Origin of the sequence: Streptomyces sp. NPDC002793, from assembly GCF_040295485.1 — a bacterium.
Lineage (GTDB): Bacteria > Actinomycetota > Actinomycetes > Streptomycetales > Streptomycetaceae > Streptomyces.
In genome coordinates, this window is record NZ_JBEOVL010000013.1 from 147,337 (window position 1) to 165,296 (window position 17,960).

At 72.9% G+C, this 17,960-nt stretch carries 16 protein-coding genes; 7 read left to right on the forward strand and 9 right to left on the reverse strand.

Going from position 1 to position 17,960, the window contains the following annotated elements:
• Nucleotides 1–67 precede the first annotated feature (67 nt).
• From nirD to ABT001_RS15570, 3 genes are read right to left on the reverse strand one after another with little or no spacing between them, the layout of a single operon-like run.
• On the reverse strand, nucleotides 68–427 hold the full coding sequence (nirD, locus tag ABT001_RS15560) for a nitrite reductase small subunit NirD (RefSeq protein WP_351277085.1): 360 nt from the start codon (nucleotides 425–427) through the stop codon (nucleotides 68–70).
• Complete coding sequence (gene nirB / locus ABT001_RS15565; RefSeq protein ID WP_351277088.1) at nucleotides 427–3,012, reverse strand: nitrite reductase large subunit NirB; 2,586 nt, start codon at nucleotides 3,010–3,012, stop codon at nucleotides 427–429. The genes nirD and nirB overlap by 1 nt, the downstream gene beginning before the upstream one ends.
• The gene (locus ABT001_RS15570; protein WP_351277091.1) at nucleotides 3,012–4,253 is read right to left on the reverse strand and encodes an NAD(P)/FAD-dependent oxidoreductase; all 1,242 of its coding nucleotides are present in this window, start codon (nucleotides 4,251–4,253) and stop codon (nucleotides 3,012–3,014) included. Before ABT001_RS15570 ends, nirB begins: the two co-directional genes overlap by 1 nt.
• Before the next feature lie 139 nt (nucleotides 4,254–4,392).
• Between ABT001_RS15570 and ABT001_RS15575 the strand changes: the two genes are divergently transcribed.
• Entirely contained in the window at nucleotides 4,393–5,187 is a 795-nt protein-coding gene (locus ABT001_RS15575; RefSeq protein WP_351277094.1) for a sulfite exporter TauE/SafE family protein, read from the forward strand.
• On the opposite strand, the gene ABT001_RS15580 is transcribed toward ABT001_RS15575, so the two are convergent.
• From ABT001_RS15580 to ABT001_RS15595, 4 genes are all read right to left on the reverse strand, one after another.
• Nucleotides 5,188–5,820, reverse strand: a complete 633-nt coding sequence (locus ABT001_RS15580; RefSeq protein ID WP_351277096.1) for a class F sortase — start codon at nucleotides 5,818–5,820, stop codon at nucleotides 5,188–5,190. It abuts the gene before it with no gap.
• A gap of 24 nt (nucleotides 5,821–5,844) precedes the next feature.
• Nucleotides 5,845–6,519 (reverse strand): GVDTG sorting domain-containing protein, encoded by a 675-nt coding sequence (locus ABT001_RS15585; RefSeq protein WP_351277098.1) that lies wholly within the window; start codon nucleotides 6,517–6,519, stop codon nucleotides 5,845–5,847.
• Nucleotides 6,520–6,875: 356 nt separating this feature from the next.
• The gene (locus ABT001_RS15590; RefSeq protein ID WP_351277100.1) at nucleotides 6,876–7,337 is read right to left on the reverse strand and encodes a DUF5990 family protein; all 462 of its coding nucleotides are present in this window, start codon (nucleotides 7,335–7,337) and stop codon (nucleotides 6,876–6,878) included.
• A 28-nt stretch (nucleotides 7,338–7,365) separates the two neighbouring features.
• On the reverse strand, nucleotides 7,366–8,160 hold the full coding sequence (locus ABT001_RS15595; RefSeq protein WP_351277103.1) for an aminotransferase class IV: 795 nt from the start codon (nucleotides 8,158–8,160) through the stop codon (nucleotides 7,366–7,368).
• A gap of 68 nt (nucleotides 8,161–8,228) precedes the next feature.
• On the opposite strand from ABT001_RS15595, the gene ABT001_RS15600 reads away from it, so the two are divergent.
• Nucleotides 8,229–8,810 carry an NADPH-dependent FMN reductase gene (locus ABT001_RS15600; RefSeq protein ID WP_351277105.1) on the forward strand — a complete coding sequence of 194 codons (582 nt, stop codon included), beginning with the start codon at nucleotides 8,229–8,231 and terminating at the stop codon, nucleotides 8,808–8,810.
• A 72-nt stretch (nucleotides 8,811–8,882) separates the two neighbouring features.
• Complete coding sequence (gene cutA, locus ABT001_RS15605; protein WP_351277107.1) at nucleotides 8,883–9,221, forward strand: divalent-cation tolerance protein CutA; 339 nt, start codon at nucleotides 8,883–8,885, stop codon at nucleotides 9,219–9,221.
• 30 nt (nucleotides 9,222–9,251) lie between these two features.
• Here the strand turns inward: cutA and ABT001_RS15610 are convergent, their stop codons facing one another.
• Both ABT001_RS15610 and ABT001_RS15615 read right to left on the reverse strand, forming a co-directional pair.
• A complete protein-coding gene (locus tag ABT001_RS15610) occupies nucleotides 9,252–11,327 on the reverse strand; it encodes a molybdopterin oxidoreductase family protein (protein ID WP_351277109.1) in 2,076 nt (691 codons plus the stop codon).
• A 67-nt stretch (nucleotides 11,328–11,394) separates the two neighbouring features.
• Nucleotides 11,395–12,144, reverse strand: coding sequence for a SanA/YdcF family protein (locus ABT001_RS15615; RefSeq protein ID WP_351277112.1), 750 nt, complete (start codon nucleotides 12,142–12,144; stop codon nucleotides 11,395–11,397).
• A 179-nt stretch (nucleotides 12,145–12,323) separates the two neighbouring features.
• Here ABT001_RS15615 and ABT001_RS15620 point away from each other — a divergent pair, with 179 nt between their 5' ends.
• The 4 genes from ABT001_RS15620 to dnaG all read left to right on the forward strand — a co-directional run bounded on the left by ABT001_RS15620 (nucleotide 12,324) and on the right by dnaG (nucleotide 17,837).
• A complete protein-coding gene (locus tag ABT001_RS15620) occupies nucleotides 12,324–13,112 on the forward strand; it encodes a sirohydrochlorin chelatase (RefSeq protein ID WP_351277114.1) in 789 nt (262 codons plus the stop codon).
• Between the two features lie 36 nt (nucleotides 13,113–13,148).
• Nucleotides 13,149–14,459 (forward strand): deoxyguanosinetriphosphate triphosphohydrolase, encoded by a 1,311-nt coding sequence (locus ABT001_RS15625; RefSeq protein ID WP_351277116.1) that lies wholly within the window; start codon nucleotides 13,149–13,151, stop codon nucleotides 14,457–14,459.
• A 118-nt stretch (nucleotides 14,460–14,577) separates the two neighbouring features.
• Nucleotides 14,578–15,837 carry an NAD(P)/FAD-dependent oxidoreductase gene (locus ABT001_RS15630; RefSeq protein WP_351277119.1) on the forward strand — a complete coding sequence of 420 codons (1,260 nt, stop codon included), beginning with the start codon at nucleotides 14,578–14,580 and terminating at the stop codon, nucleotides 15,835–15,837.
• A gap of 95 nt (nucleotides 15,838–15,932) precedes the next feature.
• The gene (gene dnaG, locus ABT001_RS15635; RefSeq protein ID WP_351277122.1) at nucleotides 15,933–17,837 is read left to right on the forward strand and encodes a DNA primase; all 1,905 of its coding nucleotides are present in this window, start codon (nucleotides 15,933–15,935) and stop codon (nucleotides 17,835–17,837) included.
• Nucleotides 17,838–17,960: the final 123 nt, after the last annotated feature.

Below are 17,960 nucleotides of genomic sequence, written 5' to 3' on the forward strand. Positions count from 1 at the left end.
GGTCGAACGTCAGGACAGTAGAGGCGCGTAGTTGACGGAGCGTCAACGCCCGGTGAACGGAACGGAGTCAGTCGGCGCGGACCGGGAAGACCGGCACGGTGACGTCGTCGTCGTCCAGACAGGCGCCCGTCTCCAGGTCGAAGCGCTGCTTCAGCAGCGGCGACGCCACGAACGGCCGCCCCGCCGAGGAGCCGACCAGGCCACGGGAGAGGACGTACGCACCGGTGAACGGGTCACGGTTGTCGATCGCGTACGCGCGCCCCGACCGGTCCACGAACAGGGCGACCTGACGGCCGTCAGGGAGGAGCGCCGCCACACCGCGCCCGGGGGTCAGCAGCGCACGGTCGCAGACCGTGAGCCAGCCGTCCCCGTCCGCGAGCTGGATCGTCCGGGTGTCCTGCGCCGTTTCCGTCGTCCGGGTCGTCATCAGGAGGGGGTCCCTTCAAGAGTACGGATGGCGAGCACCGGGCCCGCGAGGATGTCCAGGTCCGGCTTGACCTGGTCGCGCTCCGCGACGAACCTGACCGAGGGGTCCGGGGCGTCGGGGGCATTGACGAAGGTGACGAAGCGGCGCAGCCGCTCCGGGTCGTTGATGGTCTCGGCCCACTCGTCGCGGTAGCCGGCGACGTGGTCGGCCATCAGCCGCTCCAGCTCGTCGCAGAGGCCCAGCGAGTCGTGGACGACCACGTCACGGACGTGGTCCAGGCCGCCCTCGATCCGGTCCAGCCACGTCGACGTGCGCTCCAGGCGGTCCGCCGTGCGGATGTAGAACATCAGGAACCGGTCGATGAGTCGGACGAGTTCGGCGTCGGAGAGGTCCTGGGCGAGCAGGTCCGCGTGGCGCGGGGTGGCGCCTCCGTTGCCGCCGACGTAGAGGTTCCAGCCCTGTGCCGTGGCGATGATCCCGAAGTCCTTGCCACGGGCCTCCGCACACTCCCGGGCGCAGCCCGAGACCGCCGACTTCAGCTTGTGCGGTGAGCGCAGGCCGCGGTAGCGCAGCTCCAGGTCGATGGCCATCCTGACCGAGTCCTGGACGCCGTAACGGCACCAGGTCTGCCCCACACAGGACTTCACCGTGCGCAGCGACTTCCCGTACGCGTGCCCGGACTCGAAGCCCGCGTCCACCAGACGGGTCCAGATCAGCGGCAGCTGGTCGACGCGGGCGCCGAACAGGTCGATGCGCTGACCGCCCGTGATCTTCGTGTAGAGGCCGAAGTCCCGCGCCACCTCGCCGATCACGATCAGCTTCTCCGGGGTGATCTCACCCCCGGGGATGCGCGGCACGATCGAGTAGGAGCCGTTCCGCTGGAGGTTGGCCAGGAAGTGGTCGTTGGTGTCCTGCAGCGCCGCCTGCTCGCCGTCCAGGACATAGCCGCTGGCACCGACCGTGGGGGCCAGCGAAGCGATGACCGAGCCGACCGTCGGCTTGCAGACCTCGCAGCCGTCACCCCCACGGGCCCCCTCACGGCCGTGCGAGTCCAGGAGGTCGGCGTACGACGTGATGCCCAGGGTGCGGACGATCTCGTACAGCTCGGTGCGGGTGTACGCGAAGCAGCCGCACAGCCCCTGGTCCTCGGGCTGCGGCAGCAGCTGACCGATCACCTTGACGCAACTGCCGCAGCCCGTACCGGCCTTGGTGCACTTCTTCACCTCGGGCAGCGTGGTGTGCTCGCAGATCGCGCCCTTGGTGACGTTGTGGCAGGAGCAGATCACGGCCTCGTCGGGGAGCGAGGACGGGCCGAGCGTCACCGGGCCGCCCGCGCCCGCCGGCAGGACCAGCTGCTCCGGGGCGACCGGCAGGACCGTACCGGTCATCGGCCGGAGCGTGCCGTACTGGTCGGCGTCACCGACGAGGACGCCGCCGAGCAGGGTGCCGTCCTGGCCGATCACCAGCTTCTTGTAGACGCCCGAGCGGGAGTCCGCGTACACGACGTCGAGGCAGCCCTCGGCCGCGCCGTGGGCGTCACCGAAGGAGGCGACGTCCACACCGAGCAGCTTCAGCTTCGTGGAGAGGTCGGCGCCGGTGAAGGAGGCCGCGTTGCCCGCGATCACCTCGGCGACCGCCACCGCCATCTCGTAGCCCGGGGCCACCAGGCCGTAGACCCGGCCGTCGGAGGCCAGGGCGCACTCACCGATCGCGAAGACGTCGCGGTCGGAGGTGCGGCACTCCTCGTCGACGACGATGCCGCCGCGCGGGCCGACCGCCAGACCGCAGTCGCGGGCCAGCTGGTCCCGGGGGCGCACACCGGCGGAGAAGACGACGAGGTCCGTCTCCAGCGAGGAACCGTCCGACAGCGCCATGCCGTCCACCCGGCCGTCCGCGCCCGCGGTGACCTCCTGGGTGCCGACACCCGTGTGGACGGAGAGGCCCATGTTCTCGATGGTGCGCAGCAGCGCGGCGCCGCCGCCGTCGTCGACCTGCACCGGCATCAGCCGGGGGGCGAACTCCACGACGTGCGTGTCCAGTCCGAGCCCCTTGAGCGCGCCGGCGGCCTCCAGACCGAGCAGCCCGCCGCCGACGACCGCGCCGGTCCTCGCGGTCTTCGCGTACTCCTCGATCGCGAGGAGGTCCTCGATGGTGCGGTAGACGAAGCAGCCCTCGGCGTCCTTGCCGGGAACGGGCGGGACGAAGGGGTACGAGCCGGTGGCCAGCACCAGCGTGTCGTAGGAGAAGGTCTCCCCGGAGCGCGCGGTGACGGTGCGCGCCTCACGGTCGACGCTCTCCGCCGGGTCACCGACGCGCAGCTCGACGCCGTGCCGCTCCATGAAGCCGGGCTCGACGAGTGAGAGGTCCTCCGGCGTCCTCCCGGAGAAGTACGAGGTCAGCTGCACCCTGTCGTACGCGGGACGGGGCTCCTCGCAGAGCACGACGACCCGGGCGGTGCCCGCCGCCGCGGTCAGACCCCGGTCGGCGAGCGCTTCCAGGAACCGCTGTCCGACCATGCCGTGCCCGACGACCACGATCGTCGGCACGCCCGCGGTGGGGGAGGTCGGGGGAGTGGACACCGGCATCAGAAGCCTCCGTCGTTGGTGAGCAGGTGGAGCAGGGACATGTCGGCGGGGAGGGGATCGTCGTCCTGCCAGGTCCGTGCGAGGGTGCCGACCGCGGCGAGATCGCCGAACAGCACCCCGCCGGCCAGCCGGTCGCCCCGGACGACGACCGTGCGATAGGCACCCCGGGTGGCGTCGGCCAGCCGGATCACGTCGTCGCCGGGCATCGGACGGGAGTCGCCGAAGGCGGCCAGATCGAGCCCCCCGGCGGCTCCGGCGGTGACGGGGGTGGTCGCGGCGGGGGAGCGCAGGGTGAGCCGGGTCAGGGCCCGGGTGCCCCCGTAGCGGGCGGGGCGACCGGCCAGCACCTCGGCCAGTACGTCGGCCTGTTCGAGCGCGGCACCCGCCAGCCCGTAGACCGTGCCGTCGTGTTCGGCGCAGTCGCCGACGGCGTGGATGTACGGGTCCGAGGTGCGCAGCTCGTCGTCCACGACGACGCCCTTGCGGACCTCCAGCCCGGCCGCCTGTGCCAGACCCACCCTGGGCCGGACCCCGCAGGCCAGGACCGTGAGCTCGGCCTCCAGCTCATAGCCGTCGGCCAGTTCCACGGCACGCACCGCGGGGGTCTCCCCGTCGGCGCAGCGCAGCCCGCGCACCCGGCACTCGGTGTGCACCTCGACGCCGAGGGCCTCCAGATGGCGGCGCAGCATCGCGGCCGCCTCGGGGTCCAGCTGCCGCTCCATGAGGTGCTCGCCCTGCTGGGCCAGCACCACCTGGGCGCCGCACTCGGCCAGAGCCCGGGCGGCCGACACCCCGAGGAGCCCGCCGCCGATGACGACGGCGCGCACTCCGGGGCGTACCGCGGCGCGCAGGGCCAGACAGTCGTCGAGGGTGCGGAAGGGATGCACCCCGTCCGGCAGTGTGTGACCTAGGCCCCGCAGCGGTGGCAGGACCGGGTTGGAGCCGGTGGCCAGCACCAGGCGCTCGTAGCCGATGACGCTGCCGTCGTCGCAGTGCACCAGCCGGTCCGACCGGTCGATCCGCACGACCCGCACCCCGCGCCGCACCTCGGCGGGCGGCAGCGCGATCACGTCCGGCTCGTACCGGCCGGCGAGCACCTCGGCCAGCAGGACCCGGTTGTACGGGGCGTGCGGCTCCTCGCCGATGACGGTGACACCGGGGACCCGGGAGGCGAGCCGCGCGCCCGCCATCCCGGCGCCGATCACCACCACCCGCGCCGTGTTCTCCGTCTGTGTCCTCATGTCCCAGAGAGTGCGCGGCGGGTGTTACCCGACCGCATCCCTCCTGTTTCCCGGGGGGAACCTTGCGCTCAGCGCGTCGAGCCGTGCTCTGTGAGGGCGAGGTTGGACGGTGCACCCGGCACTGCTTAGGGTCATGGTCATGCCCGAGATAACGCTCACCACCCTGGCCGTCCTCTGTCTGGCCGCACTGGCGGCCGGCTGGATCGACGCGGTGGTGGGCGGCGGCGGGCTGCTCCTCCTCCCCGCCCTGCTGCTGGGCCTCCCGCACGTCCCGGCCGCCTACGTCCTCGGCACCAACAAGGCCGTCGCCATCGCCGGCACCTCGGGCGCCGCCGTCACCTACGTACGCAAGGCGCCCGTCCAGGTGGGGACCGCCGTACGCATCGGGCTCATGGCGCTCGTGGGGTCGATGACCGGAGCCTTCTTCGCGGCGGGCATCAGCAGCGACGTACTGCGCCCGGTGATCATGGTGGTGCTGCTCGCCGTCGCGGCCTTCGTGCTGCTGCGTCCTTCCTTCGGCACGGCGGCGGCGGGCGACGGCGCGGACCGGAAGAAGGTCACGCGAGCGCGTGCGGTCACCGCGATCGTGCTGGTCGGCGGCGGTATCGGCTTCTACGACGGACTGTTCGGGCCCGGCACGGGCACGTTCCTGGTGCTGGCGCTGACCGCCGTCCTCCACCTCGACCTGGTCACCGCGTCCGCCACCGCCAAGATCGTGAACGTCTGCACCAACGCCGGTGCGCTGGCGATGTTCGCCTACCAGGGCACCGTCCTGTGGCAGCTGGCCGCGCTGATGGCCGTGTTCAATCTGGCGGGCGGGATGCTCGGGGCGCGGATGGCTCTCCGGAAGGGCAGCGACTTCGTCCGAGGGGTCCTGCTGGTCGTGGTGTTCTCCCTGGTCGCCAAGCTCGGCTTCGACCAGTGGACGTCCTGATCACCGCACGTCGGTGAGGTGGGCGTACGCCACCACGTTGCCCAGGTAGCCCGTCTCGCGGGTGAAACCCCCGCCGCAGGTGATCAGCCGGAGCGAGGCCCGCGCGGTGGCGCCGTAGACCCGCTGGTCCGGGAACTCGTCCTTCTCGTACACCTCGACCGCGTCGACCGAGAAGACCGCGGTACTGCCGTCCTCGCGGTCGATCTCGACCCCGGCCCCCTTCTTCAGGGACCCGAGGGCGTAGAAGACGGCCGGTCCCTCCGCGTTGTCGACATGACCGGCGACTATCGCGGTGCCCGCGGTGCCGGGCGGTGTGCCGTCCTCGAACCAGCCCGCGAGGTTGCGGTCCTCGGCGGGCGGTGCGTCGAGGCTGCCGTCCGTGCCCAGGCCGAGACCGGTCATGGGCGCGTCGACGCCGATGCCCGGAATGCGGATCCTGACCGGCTCGGAGGGACGCGACGGTGCGGCGACCCGTGTACCGGGCCGTGGTCCGGAGCCCGCGGCGAAGGCCTCGGCGGCTGAGGGCTGCGGGGCGGCGGTCCTGGGGGCCGCGCCGTTGTGGACCAGCCATATGCCGCACAGCGCGGTGATACCCGCCAGCCATGCCCGTGCCGCGAGTGCCGTCCTGTCCACGTTCCGTCCTCCGCAGGCCGGTCCTCAGCGATGGGGGCCGTCCGCCCGGCGGCGGCGCAGGAGCAGGAGGCCGGCGACCGCCGCCGCCCCTACGAGGCCCGCCCCCGCAGCGAGCTGGGCGGTGTCCGGCGCGGAGCTGCCGCCGACCCCCGTCCCGACGTGTCCGGAGGGCCGACCGGGGCTGGGCGTGGAGGTGGGCGCGGTGGTGGGCCGGTGCCCCGGGGGCACGGGCGGCTTCGCGGAGCCGGGGTCGGTCCCGGGAGGAGGCTCCGGGTGGGTGCCCGGCTTCGTGCCCGGGGCTGTCCCCGTGCCCGTACCGGCCTCGTCCCCGGTCCCGGTCCCGGCTCCGGGGTCCTCCGCGTCCGGCCAGGAGGACCCCGAGGCCGCTGCGGGCTCCTCGACCGGCTCCAGGCCGTCGGCCGCGTCGGGTGAGTCCAGCGGGTCCAGGTCGTCGACCGGCTGCTCCCAGCCCTCGGCCGCCCCCGGGCCCTCCTCCGCCATCGCCTCGGCGTCGTCGCAGGGGACCGTCGGACCGGCGCCGGCCGCGCCTTCGGGGCCGCAGTCCGCCGCCCCGGCCGACGCGGACGAGGGCGGGGACGCCGGTACGGACGCGGAGGCGGACGGGGTGACGAGGCCGAGCGCGGCGGCGGTGAGGGCCGCGGCGGCGGTACCGGTCACGAGACGGGCAGGGCTGCGCATGGGAATCCTCCGGGCAGACGGATGTGTCCTGCCTCCGAGGTAACGGGTCACACCCCTGTGCCGCATGCTGACGCCCGGTCAGCTTTCACCCGGACGGACCCACGCGGCGCACCCGTGCGTCCGGCCCGGCGCAGGTCGCGGCAGTGGTGGAGATCGAAGGGCCCGTGCGGTGCCGATCGGGTGACCGCCACTCCTCGGGGATGTGACGCACATCACATGATTGGGTCTGTATCGGCCGGGCACACGGTCTGTACCCCCCACGGGACGGCAGTCCCCCGCCGACCCCCCGGCAACCGCCCTCACGGTCCACCCCCCCGGGACCGCTGAGGGCGGTGTCATGTCTGCTCGCCCTCCGCTCAGGTCCCGCCCGTGGCGGACCAGGTGACGTCCGGCGGGCGCACGCGGGCGCAACGCGGCTGACCCCTGTCGTCGCTCAGGCCCAGCCGCGCGGTGAGGTGACCCGTCCGCGAGGCGGCCTCCAGGACCTCCGGGGCGATGTCGCTCATCATCAGTTTGGCCCGGCGGAACATGGTGAAGGTGCCGGATCCGTCCACGGTGCCCCAGGACAGGTAGACGAATCGCCCCCCGAGCCGGTTCTGGACGTACGGCCCCGAGACCTCGACGCCCTCCGCGGTGGAGGCGGCGGTGCAGTCCAGGTCCCAGGAGGCGTACGCCGCGTCGCCGGGATGCAGGCCGAGCAGCTCGCCGGGCCGGTCCTTGCGCTGCACGCCGACGTGGATGTTGTCGAAACCGGCGAAGTCGGTGTCAGGGCCGCAGGTGCGGCCCGGGAGTTCTGAGGCTTCGATATGGATCTGCATGGCCCCATGGTCCCGCACGCCGACGGGGTCAGACGGTCTCGCGAGGGGCGTTCTCGTACACCTGTCCGAGCAGCTTCATCAGGTCCTCGTCGACGGCGAAGGTCGTGTCGTCGATCCGGTGGACCGGAGCGAGCCCCTGCGAGTTGGTGACGAACGCCGACCGGTACGCACCCACTCCGTCCAGGGTCACTCCGCGCCGCACCGAGGGACGCTCCGTCCGTGCGAGTCCGCTCTCCAGCAGTGCCATGGTGATGCCGGTCAGCGCCGGAGCGTCCGGCCAGACCACCGAAGTGCCGTCCCAGAAGCCGATGTTGGTGATCGCCCCCTCGGTCACCATGCCGCCGGGGGAGGTCAGCAGCGCCTCGTCGAAGCCGGCCCGCCGGGCCTGCTGCCCGTAGTAGGCCTGGGTGAACTCCCCGGCGCGCTTGATGTGCGGCACGGAGCGTGCGAAGGGGACCGACATCAGGCTCTTCGGCGCACCGTCCATCCGGGCCGGCCCCCGCACCGTCACCATCGGTACCGTCTCCCGGCTTTCCGGCGGCAGGAAGCCGTGCACCCGGACCGACGCGTCCCGCGCCCCGGCCCCGTCGAGTGCGTGCCCGATCAGCTCGCGCACCCGCTCCCCGTCCAGAGGCAGCCCGAACAGCTCCTGGTTCGCGGAGTCCAGCCGGTCCAGATGCAGGGCGAGTCCGCGCACCGTTCGGTCCCTGACCTGCATCGCGGTGAAATGGCCGTAACCGGCGAAGGCGGGGATCCGCAGGTCGTCCGCGGTCGCGGGGTGGCCGTCGAACTCGACGTGGAGGTCCGGCGTGGGAGTCGTCATGGCCGCCAGCGTAGATGCGGGGCGGCGACGCTTGACCTCAAGCGTGGTTGAGGAGTGAGGCTCGGTGCATGGACCCCAACACACCTGCTCCCACCCCGTCCGCCGACGTCCCGCTGAAGGTCGCCGTGATCCTCGGCAGCAATCGCGTGGGCCGCTTCGGGCCCGTCGTCGCCGAGTGGTTCCTCGGACGGGCGGCCGGCCACCCGGACATCGAGGCCGAGCTGGTCGATGTCGCCGACACCGAACCGCCCGCCCCCGGAGCCCCTGAGGCGACCCGCCGGCTGGCGGGCGCCGACGCCTTCGTCGTACTCACCCCCGAGTACAACCACTCCTACCCGGCCCCGCTGAAGAGCCTCATCGACCGGCACTTCACCGAATGGCAGGCCAAGCCCGTCGCGTTCGTGTCGTACGGCGGGATCTCCGGCGGCCTGCGGGCCGTCGAGCACCTGCGCCAGGTCTTCGCCGAACTCCACGCCGTCTCCGTACGCGACACCGTCTCCTTCCCCAACGCGGGCGCCCTCTTCGACGACCGGGGCGTGCTCGCGGACCCGGTCGAGGCCGACGGGGCGTCCAAGCGGATGCTCGACCAGCTGGTCTGGTGGGGCCGCGCCCTGCGCGAGGCCAGGACCCGGCACCCGTACGGCGGCTGACCCGGCCCGGAGCCTCCGGAGGACCGACAATCGACGGGTCGTGACGAACGCCGAGGACGAGGAGAACCCGGGATGACCGAGCCCGCATGGCTGACCGTACTGACCACCACGGACAGCGAGGAGAAGGCCCACACCCTGGCCCGGGGCGCGGTGGACGCGCGGCTCGCCGCGTGCGCCCAGATCTCGGCGCCCGTCACCTCCGTCTACCGGTGGCAGGACGCCGTCGAGACCGGCGAGGAGTGGCAGGTGCTGTTCAAGACGACGGCGGAACGGTACGACGAACTGGAGGCCCACCTCACCGAGGCCCACGACTACGAGACACCGGAGATCATCGCCGTGCCCGTCGTGCGCGGCTCCGACCGCTACCTCGCCTGGGTGTCCGCCGAGACGGCGCCCGTGGCCTCGCTGTGAGGGACACCCGTGCGGGTGGAGGCCGCAGGCTCAGCCGGCGGCCTCCACCCGCACGGCGCACACCTTGAACTCCGGCATGCGGGACACCGGGTCGAGCGCCGGGTTCGTCAGGGAGTTGGCCCGGCCCTCGCCCGGCCAGTGGAACGGCATGAAGACGGTGTCCTGCCGGATCGCCACGGTGATCCGGGCCGGTGCCACCGCCCGGCCCCGCCGTGAGGTCACCGCGACGCTCTCGCCCTCCGCCACCCCGATCCGCTCGGCGAGCCGCGGGTGCAGCTCCACGAACGGTCCGGGCGCTGCCGCGTTCAGCTCGGCCACCCGGCGGGTCTGCGCCCCCGACTGGTACTGGGAGACGACCCGCCCGGTGGTCAGCACCACCGGATACTCCGCGTCCGTCTCCTCCGCGGCGGGCCGGTGCGTCACCGGGACGAACCGGGCCCGCCCGTCGTCCGTCGCGAACCGCTCCAGGAACAGGCGCGGCGTCCCCGCGTGCTCCTCGTCCGGACAGGGCCAGAACACCCCGTCCTCCGCCGCGATCCGGGCGTACGTGATGCCCGCGTAGTCGGCAGGGCCTCCCGCCGACGCACGCCTCAGCTCGTCGAAGACCTCCTCCGGATCGGCCGGGAAGCCCTTCCCGTGCCCCAGGAGGCCGGCCAGCCCGTTCAGCACCTCCAGGTCGCTGCGCACCCCCTCCGGCGGGGTGACCGCACGCTGCCGCAGCAGCACCCGGCCCTCCAGGCTGGTCGTCGTCCCGCTCTCCTCCGCCCACTGGGTCACCGGCAGCACCACATCGGCCAGCGCCGCCGTCTCCGACAGCACCACATCCGCGACCGCCAGGAAGTCCAGCGACCGCAGCCGCTCCTCGACGTGCCCCGCGTTCGGCGCCGAGACCACCGGATTCGATCCCATGACCAGCAGCGACCGCACATCGCGCCCCAGCGCGTCCAGCAGCTCGTACGCACTGCGACCGGGCCCCGGCAGCGAGTCGGGGTCCACGCCCCAGACCCCGGCCACATGGCGACGGGCCGCCGGGTCCGTGAGCTTGCGGTAGCCGGGCAGCTGGTCGGCCTTCTGACCGTGCTCCCGACCACCCTGGCCGTTGCCCTGACCGGTCAGACAGCCGTAGCCGGACAGCGGGCGGCCCGCCCGGCCGGTGGCCAGGCAGAAGTTGATCCACGCCCCCACCGTGTCCGTGCCCTTGGCCTGCTGCTCGGGCCCGCGTGCGGTGAGCACCATCCCGCTCCCCGCCCCGCAGAACATCTCCACGGCCTCCCGCAACTGAGGCACCGGCACCCCGGTGAGGCGCTCCACCAGCTCCGGCCAGTGCACCATCGCTCCCGCCCTGGCCTCGTCCCAGCCGCTCGTACGCGTGCGTACGAACTCCTCGTCCACCCGCCCGTCCGCCACCACCAGGTGCAGCATGCCGAGCGCGAGGGCCAGATCGGTGCCAGGCCGGGGCGCCAGATGGAGATCAGCCTGCTCGGCCGTCCCCGTCCGACGCGGATCGATGACGATCAGCCGGCCGCCGTTCTCCCTCAGCTCGGTCAGATAGCGCAGCGCGGGCGGCATCGTCTCCGCGAGATTCGACCCGACCAGGATCACGCACCCGGTGCGGGGGATGTCCTCCAGCGGGAACGGCAGCCCCCGGTCGAGGCCGAACGCCCGCTGGTGCGCGGCGGCCGCCGACGACATGCAGAAGCGGCCGTTGTAGTCGATCTGCGAGGTACCGAGCACCACCCGGGCGAACTTCCCGAGGGCGTACGCCTTCTCGTTGGTGAGCCCGCCGCCGCCGAACACCCCCACGGCGTCCGGGCCGTGCTCCGCCCGCGTCCCGCGCAGCCCGTCGGCGATCCGCACCAGCGCCTCGTCCCAGCTCGCCGGTGCCAGCTCACCGCCCGCGTCGCGCACGAGGGGCCCCGTCAGCCGGACTCCGGCGGCGAGCACGGCGGGCGCGGTGCGTCCCTTGCCGCACAGGGCTCCCCGGTTGACCGGGAAGTCGGTACGCTCCACGACCTCGACCACCCCGCCGTCGTTGACGGGGCGGAGCTTCATCCCGCACTGGAGCGCGCAGTACGGGCAGTGGGTGGACGTCTCGGTGCGGGCCATGCCCCCAGCGTGCGAGGCCGGTATTACGAGGACCGGTGCCTCCGGTTACGCCCCAGGTACGCGTACCTCAGCCCGCCCCGGCCGCCGCCGTGAGGTCACCCGCGAGCGCCTCCGCCACCCCGGGCTCCCGCGGCCCCAGGAAGTGCGGGTCCGGCTCGAACACCACGTCCAGGAGGGCCTTGCCCGCCGCGAACACCTCCCGCGTCCCGCCGTAGTACCAGGTGACGTCGTGTACGTCGTCTGCCCCCACCCCGTACGCGTCGATCCCGGCGGAGCGGCACAGGGCGATCGCCCGGCGTATGTGGAAGCCCTGGCTCACCAGGACGGCCCGGTCGACCCCGAATATCCTCTTGGCCCGCACACAGGAGTCCCAGGTGTCGAAGCCCGCGTGGTCGCTGACGATCCGCCGGTCCGGCACCCCGCGCGCCGCGAGATACGTGCGCATGGCATCCGGCTCGTCGTACTCCACACGGCTGTTGTCCCCGGTGACCAGCACGACCCGGACCTTGCCGGCCCGGTACAGCTCGGCCGCCGCGTCCAGCCGGTGCGCGAGATACGGCGACGGCCGGCCCTCCCGCAGCCCCGCCCCGAACACCACCGCGACCTGCTGCGCCGGGGCGTCGGCCGTGGTCCGCACCCGGGCGTCGGCCGTGGTGTGCAGCCAGGCCGCAGGCGTCACCGCCACCGCGCAGGCGACCATCAGCGCCTGCGCCAGCCGCCGCTGTCCCCGCCTGGTCCGCGGCAGCCGCACGGCGGCGAGCCCTTCCAGGACCACGCGCCCCGCACGGCGGAGCCCCTCCGGTGTCCTCAGCCGCATCCGACGCCCCCCGTGCTCGTACCCGATCCCTCGGAGAAGGGGACGAACGACGCACCCGAAAGGTTCTCCGGCCCGGTGCGGACCGGCTGACACCGTCGGCCCCGCCGCCGTGAGACGACGGCAAACACCCGTCACCGGTGCGAAACGGCCCGGCAACGTGCGCCGGGCACCATCGGTCCATGACCCGCAGGCCCATGCACCTCATCCGGAGATCCGCCCCCACTCTGGTCGCCGTCGCGCACGGCAGCCGGGACCCGCAGGCCCTGCACACCGTCCTGGACCTCCTCGACCGGGTGCGTGAGCTGCGGCCCGCCCTCGATGTCCGGCTCGGCCACATCGAGCTGAACGAGCCCCTGCTGCCGGACACCCTGGACGGCATCGGGCAGGGCGACGCCGTGCTCGTGCCGCTGCTGCTCGGCCGCGGCCACCACGTCCGGCACGACCTGCCCCTCGCCGCCGCGGCCGCCGAACACCTCCGGACCAGGGTGGCGGCCCCGCTCGGACCGCACCCGCTGCTCGTCGAGGCCCTGTACGAGCGTCTCGTCGAGGCCGGCTGGCAGGACCAGGACGGTTCGAGCCGCGCCACCGCCGTCGTACTCGCCGCAGCGGGCTCACGCGACCCCGACTCGGACGTCGACGCGCGCCGCACCGCCGCCCTGCTCAGCGACCGCCTCGGCGGTGTGCCCGTCGTCCCCGCCTACGCCTCGGCGGCCACGCCCGACATCCCGGCCGCCCTGCGCGCGCTCGCCGCCCGTGGCCGCCACCGTGTGGCACTCGCCTCGTACTTCACGGCCCCCGGCCGCTTCGCGACCGTCTCGGCCGCCGCCGCGCCGGGCATCGCCGCCGCACCGCTCGGCGCGCACCCGGCGATGGCACGCCTCCTGCTGCACCGCTACGACCAGGCCCTGACCGGTGGCGCGCCCGGCTTCGGCGCCCTGGCGCACCCGCCCCTCCTGGCATCCGCCTGACGCACCCCGTGCGCCGGGCGGTCTACTGTCGGTGACATGGACGGTACGCACGACCCCAGGGACACGCCCTACGGCACCGCTGACACCGAGCGCTGGGACACCGAGCCCGACAAACGGCCCGGCCGCACCGCCTTCCAGCGTGACCGTGCGCGTGTGCTGCACTCCGCCGCCCTGCGCAGGCTCGCCGGCAAGACCCAGGTCGTCACGCCCGGCACCCGGGGCCGGGTCTGGGACGCCAGCCCCCGCACCCGCCTCACCCACTCCCTGGAGTGCGCCCAGGTCGGTCGGGAGCTCGGCGCCGCACTCGGCTGCGACCCCGACCTCGTGGAGGCGGCCTGCCTCTCCCACGACATGGGGCACCCGCCCTTCGGCCACAACGGCGAACAGGCGCTCGACGACTTCGCCTCGGACTGCGGAGGCTTCGAGGGCAACGCACAGTCGCTGCGCCTGCTGACCCGCCTCGAACCCAAGCGCTTCGTCCGCGACCCCCGCAGCGGTGAGCTCGTCAGCGTCGGGCTCAACCTGACCCGGGCCGCCCTGGACGCCGCCACCAAGTACCCGTGGCCCCGGGGCGGACACCCCACCGACCCCGGCTCACCCAAATTCGGGGTGTACGAGGACGACCTGCCGGTCTTCGCCTGGGTCCGCAAGGGCGCGCCGCAGGACGGCAGATGCTTCGAGGCCCAGGTCATGGACTGGTCCGACGACGTCGCCTACTCGGTGCACGACTTCGAGGACGGGCTGCACGCCGGACACATCGATCCCGGCTGCCTCTTCTCCGAACCGGAGCGCGCGGAGATCTGGGACGTCGCCATCGGCAGGTACGTCCCCGCCGGCACCGACCCCCAGGAGCTCGCCGACGCCCTCGACCGGCTCACCGCCCAGGAATGGTGGCCGCACGGTTACGACGGCACGGCGGTCGCCCAGGCCCGGCTGAAGGACGCGACGAGCCAGCTCATCGGGAGGTTCTGCCTGGCCGCCGAGACCGCGACACACGCCGCGTACGGCCCGGGACGGCTCGGCAGGTACGGCGCCGAGCTCATCGTCCCCCGCGAGGCACGCAACGAGTGCGCCGTCCTCAAGGCCGTCGCTGACCGTTACGTCATGCAGCGTGCCGAGCAGGAGGTCATCCGCGCCGGGCAGCGGATCGTCATCGCCGAGCTCGCCGCCGTCCTCACCGCCCGCGCGCCCGAAGGGCTGGAGCCCCAGTTCCGCTCCCTGTACACCACGGCGCCCGACGACAGGGCCCGCAAGCGGGTTCTCGTCGACCAGATCGCCGCATTGACGGACGCCTCCGCGCGGTCCCTTCACGGAACACTCACGGGCATTGGGCAGACTGGACCTTGACCGGGCCACATGCCGACGGCCGTGACCCGGTCGGGGCACACCCTCTTTCGTCATCACGCTGCGTGCGGGACGCTCGCAGGTGGCGGCGCCGCGCAGCCAAGTCTTGAGGAGGCACCAAGTGGTCGACGCACATCGGACGTTCGTCATCATCGGCGGAGGGCTCGCCGGAGCGAAGGCGGCCGAGACACTCCGGGCGGAGGGCTTCAGCGGCCGGGTGATCCTCATCGGCGACGAGCGCGACCATCCGTACGAGCGGCCGCCCCTGTCCAAGGGGTACCTGCTGGGCAAGGACGAACGGGACTCGGTGTTCGTCCACGAGACCGCCTGGTACGCGGGCGCCGACATCGAGCTCCACCTCGGCCAGGTGGTCACCTCCATCGACCGGGCCGGCCGGTCCGTGCAGCTCGGCGACAACACGGTCGTCCACTACGACAAGCTGCTGCTCGCCACCGGCGCGGAGCCCCGACGCCTCGACGTCCCGGGCACCGAGCTGGTCGGCGTCCACCACCTGCGGCGCCTCGCCCACTCCGACCGGCTGCGCAACGTCCTCGCCGCCCTCGGCCGGGACAACGGCCACCTGGTGATCGCCGGAGCCGGCTGGATCGGCCTGGAGATCGCCGCGGCGGCCCGCGAGTACGGCGCCGAGGTCACCGTCGTCGCCCCCTCGGCGACCCCGCTGCACCACGTCGTCGGCCCCGAGGTCGGCCAGATCTTCACCGACCTGCACGCGGCGCACGGTGTCCGTTTCCACTTCGGGGCCCGCCTGACCGAGATCACCGGACAGGACGGCCTGGTCCTCGCCGTCCGTACCGACGACGGTGAGGAGCACCCCGCCCACGACGTGCTCGCCGCGATCGGCGCGGCCCCGCGCACCTCGCTCGCCGAAGCCGCCGGGCTCGACATGGCCGACCGTGCGCAGGGAGGCGGCGTCGCCGTCGACGCCTCCCTGCGCACCTCCGACCCGGACATCTACGCCGCCGGGGACATCGCGTCCGCGGACCATCCGCTCTTCGGCGGCCGGCTGCGCGTGGAGCACTGGGCGAACGCCCTGAACAGCGGACCGGCCGCCGCGAAGGCCATGCTCGGCCAGGACGTGTCGTACGACCGCGTGCCGTATTTCTTTTCCGACCAGTACGACCTCGGCCTGGAGTACTCCGGCTGGGCTCCGCCCGGCTCGTACGACCAGGTCGTCATCCGGGGCGATGCCGGCAAGCGCGAGTTCATCGCCTTCTGGCTGAAGGACCGCCGGGTGCTCGCCGGGATGAACGTCAATGTGTGGGACGTCACCGAGAGCATCCAGAAGCTGATCAGGGCGGCCGGGCCGGTCGACCCGGACGCCCTGGGTGACCCCTCCGTGCCCCTGGCATCCCTGCTCTGACCGGTGGCCCGGGTATCCGGGACCGGCCGGCACCCGGGGCGGGAACCCGCTGCCGGCCGGTCCCGGACGCCCGGCCTCACCCGTAGACTTCACGCGTGGCAGGCAGGATCAATGACGACGACGTGAAGGCGGTCCGGGACGCGGTCCCGATCGACGCCGTCGTGTCCGAATACCTCCAGCTGCGCAACGCCGGCGGCGGAAACCTCAAGGGCCTCTGCCCCTTCCACGACGAGAAGTCCCCCTCCTTCCAGGTGAGCCCGGGCAAGGGCCTGTTCCACTGCTTCGGCTGCCAGGAGGGCGGCGACACGATCGCCTTCGTGATGAAGATCGATCACCTCACCTTCTCCGAGACGGTCGAGCGCCTCGCCGCCAAGGCGGGCATCACCCTGCGCTACGAGGAGGGCGGCTACAACCCCTCCCACCAGCGCGGCGAACGCATCCGGCTGGTGGAGGCGCACAAGATCGCCGCCGAGTTCTACCGCGAGCAGCTGAACGGCCCCGAGGCGGAGATCGGCCGCGCGTTCCTCGCCTCCCGCGGCTTCGACCAGGACGCCGCGGCCCACTTCGCCGTCGGCTACAGCCCGGCCGGCTGGGACCACCTCACCCGCTACCTGCGGGGCAAGGGCTTCAGCGACAAGGAGCTCATCAGCTCCGGCCTCTCCCAGGACGGACGCCGGGGCCCCATCGACCGCTTCCGCGGCAGGCTGATGTGGCCGATCAGCGACACCTCGGGGGAGATCGTCGGCTTCGGCGCCCGCAAGCTCCGTGACGACGACAACGGCCCGAAGTACCTCAACACCCCCGAGACCTCGATCTACAAGAAGTCCCAGGTGCTGTACGGCATCGACCTGGCCAAGAAGGACATCGCGAAGTCCAGCCGGGCCGTCGTCGTCGAGGGCTACACCGACGTGATGGCCTGCCACCTCGCAGGGATCACCACGGCCATCGCCACCTGCGGGACGGCGTTCGGCAGCGACCACATCAAGATCCTCCGGCGCCTCCTGATGGACAACGGAAGTGCCCGGGTGATCTTCACCTTCGACGGCGACGCGGCCGGCCAGAAGGCAGCCCTGCGTGCCTTCGAGGACGACCAGAAGTTCGCCGCCGAGACCTACATCGCGATCGCCCCCGACAACATGGACCCGTGCGACCTGCGGCTCGCCAAGGGCGACGACGCAGTCCGCGACCTGGTCGAGCCCCGCACCCCGCTCTTCGAGTTCGCGCTCCGCCAGATCGTCGGCCGCTACGACCTGGAGACCCCGGCCGGCCGGGCCGCCGCGCTCGACGAGGCCGCACCGGTCGTCGCCAAGATCAAGACGAGCAGCGTGCAGCGCGAGGTGGCCGTCCAGCTCGCCGGCTTCGTCGGCATCCTCGACCAGGAATTCGTCGTCCACCGGGTCAACCAGCTCGCCCAGTGGGCGCGCGGGCGCGGAGAGCAGCGAGGGCCCGCACCGGCCTCGCGCAACGGCGCGCAGCACCAGCAGCTCCAGGCCCCGGCCGCCCAGTCGGGCCCCGCGCTCAACCTCCGCAGCCCCGCCCACCGCACCGAGCGAGAGCTGCTCAAGCTCGCCCTGCAGAAGCCGGCCCTGGTCTCCCCGGCGTTCGACGCCTACGGGGTCGACGAGTTCACCGCCCCGCCGTACGCCGCGGTGCGGCAGTGCATCGCGGAGGCGGGCGGCGCGGAGATGGGCGTCGCCGAGACCCGGGAGTACCTGGTCCAGGTGCTCGACGCGACCCCCGACGACACGGTGCGCAAGCTCGTCACCGAGCTCGCGGTCGAGGTGTTCCACGGCAAGTCCATCGACGAGTCGTACGCCGGCCAGCACCTGGTCAAGGTCCGCCTCCGCGCGGTCGACCGCAGGATCGACGACGTCCAGGGCAGCCTCGCCCGCCTCGGCAGCAATGTCGCCCCGGAACACCTGGCCGCCGCACAGAACGAGGTCTGGGTCCTCCAGCAGTACGCCCAGTCGCTGCGGAGCCACGGCGCCGACGCCCTCTGAGGACGCCTCCCCACAGGGTCGGCACCCCGTCACGCTCCGGACGCAGAAAGTCGCCGCACGCCCCTCGTGGCAGCGATGTGTCGTACCCCACACTGGGTGGCGGTGCCTGAGGCATCGGAGCGC

Coding starts and splice junctions, on each gene's coding strand:
- ABT001_RS15625 (WP_351277116.1), top strand. CDS start 13,149: ATGGACGGTACGCACGACCCCAGGGACACGCCCTACGGCACCGCTGAC.
- ABT001_RS15620 (WP_351277114.1), top strand. CDS start 12,324: ATGACCCGCAGGCCCATGCACCTCATCCGGAGATCCGCCCCCACTCTG.
- ABT001_RS15575 (WP_351277094.1), top strand. CDS start 4,393: ATGCCCGAGATAACGCTCACCACCCTGGCCGTCCTCTGTCTGGCCGCA.
- ABT001_RS15600 (WP_351277105.1), top strand. CDS start 8,229: ATGGACCCCAACACACCTGCTCCCACCCCGTCCGCCGACGTCCCGCTG.
- ABT001_RS15590 (WP_351277100.1), bottom strand. CDS start 7,337: ATGCAGATCCATATCGAAGCCTCAGAACTCCCGGGCCGCACCTGCGGC.
- ABT001_RS15595 (WP_351277103.1), bottom strand. CDS start 8,160: ATGACGACTCCCACGCCGGACCTCCACGTCGAGTTCGACGGCCACCCC.
- cutA (WP_351277107.1), top strand. CDS start 8,883: ATGACCGAGCCCGCATGGCTGACCGTACTGACCACCACGGACAGCGAG.
- nirB (WP_351277088.1), bottom strand. CDS start 3,012: ATGCCGGTGTCCACTCCCCCGACCTCCCCCACCGCGGGCGTGCCGACG.
- ABT001_RS15610 (WP_351277109.1), bottom strand. CDS start 11,327: ATGGCCCGCACCGAGACGTCCACCCACTGCCCGTACTGCGCGCTCCAG.
- ABT001_RS15570 (WP_351277091.1), bottom strand. CDS start 4,253: ATGAGGACACAGACGGAGAACACGGCGCGGGTGGTGGTGATCGGCGCC.
- ABT001_RS15585 (WP_351277098.1), bottom strand. CDS start 6,519: ATGCGCAGCCCTGCCCGTCTCGTGACCGGTACCGCCGCCGCGGCCCTC.
- ABT001_RS15615 (WP_351277112.1), bottom strand. CDS start 12,144: ATGCGGCTGAGGACACCGGAGGGGCTCCGCCGTGCGGGGCGCGTGGTC.
- nirD (WP_351277085.1), bottom strand. CDS start 427: ATGACGACCCGGACGACGGAAACGGCGCAGGACACCCGGACGATCCAG.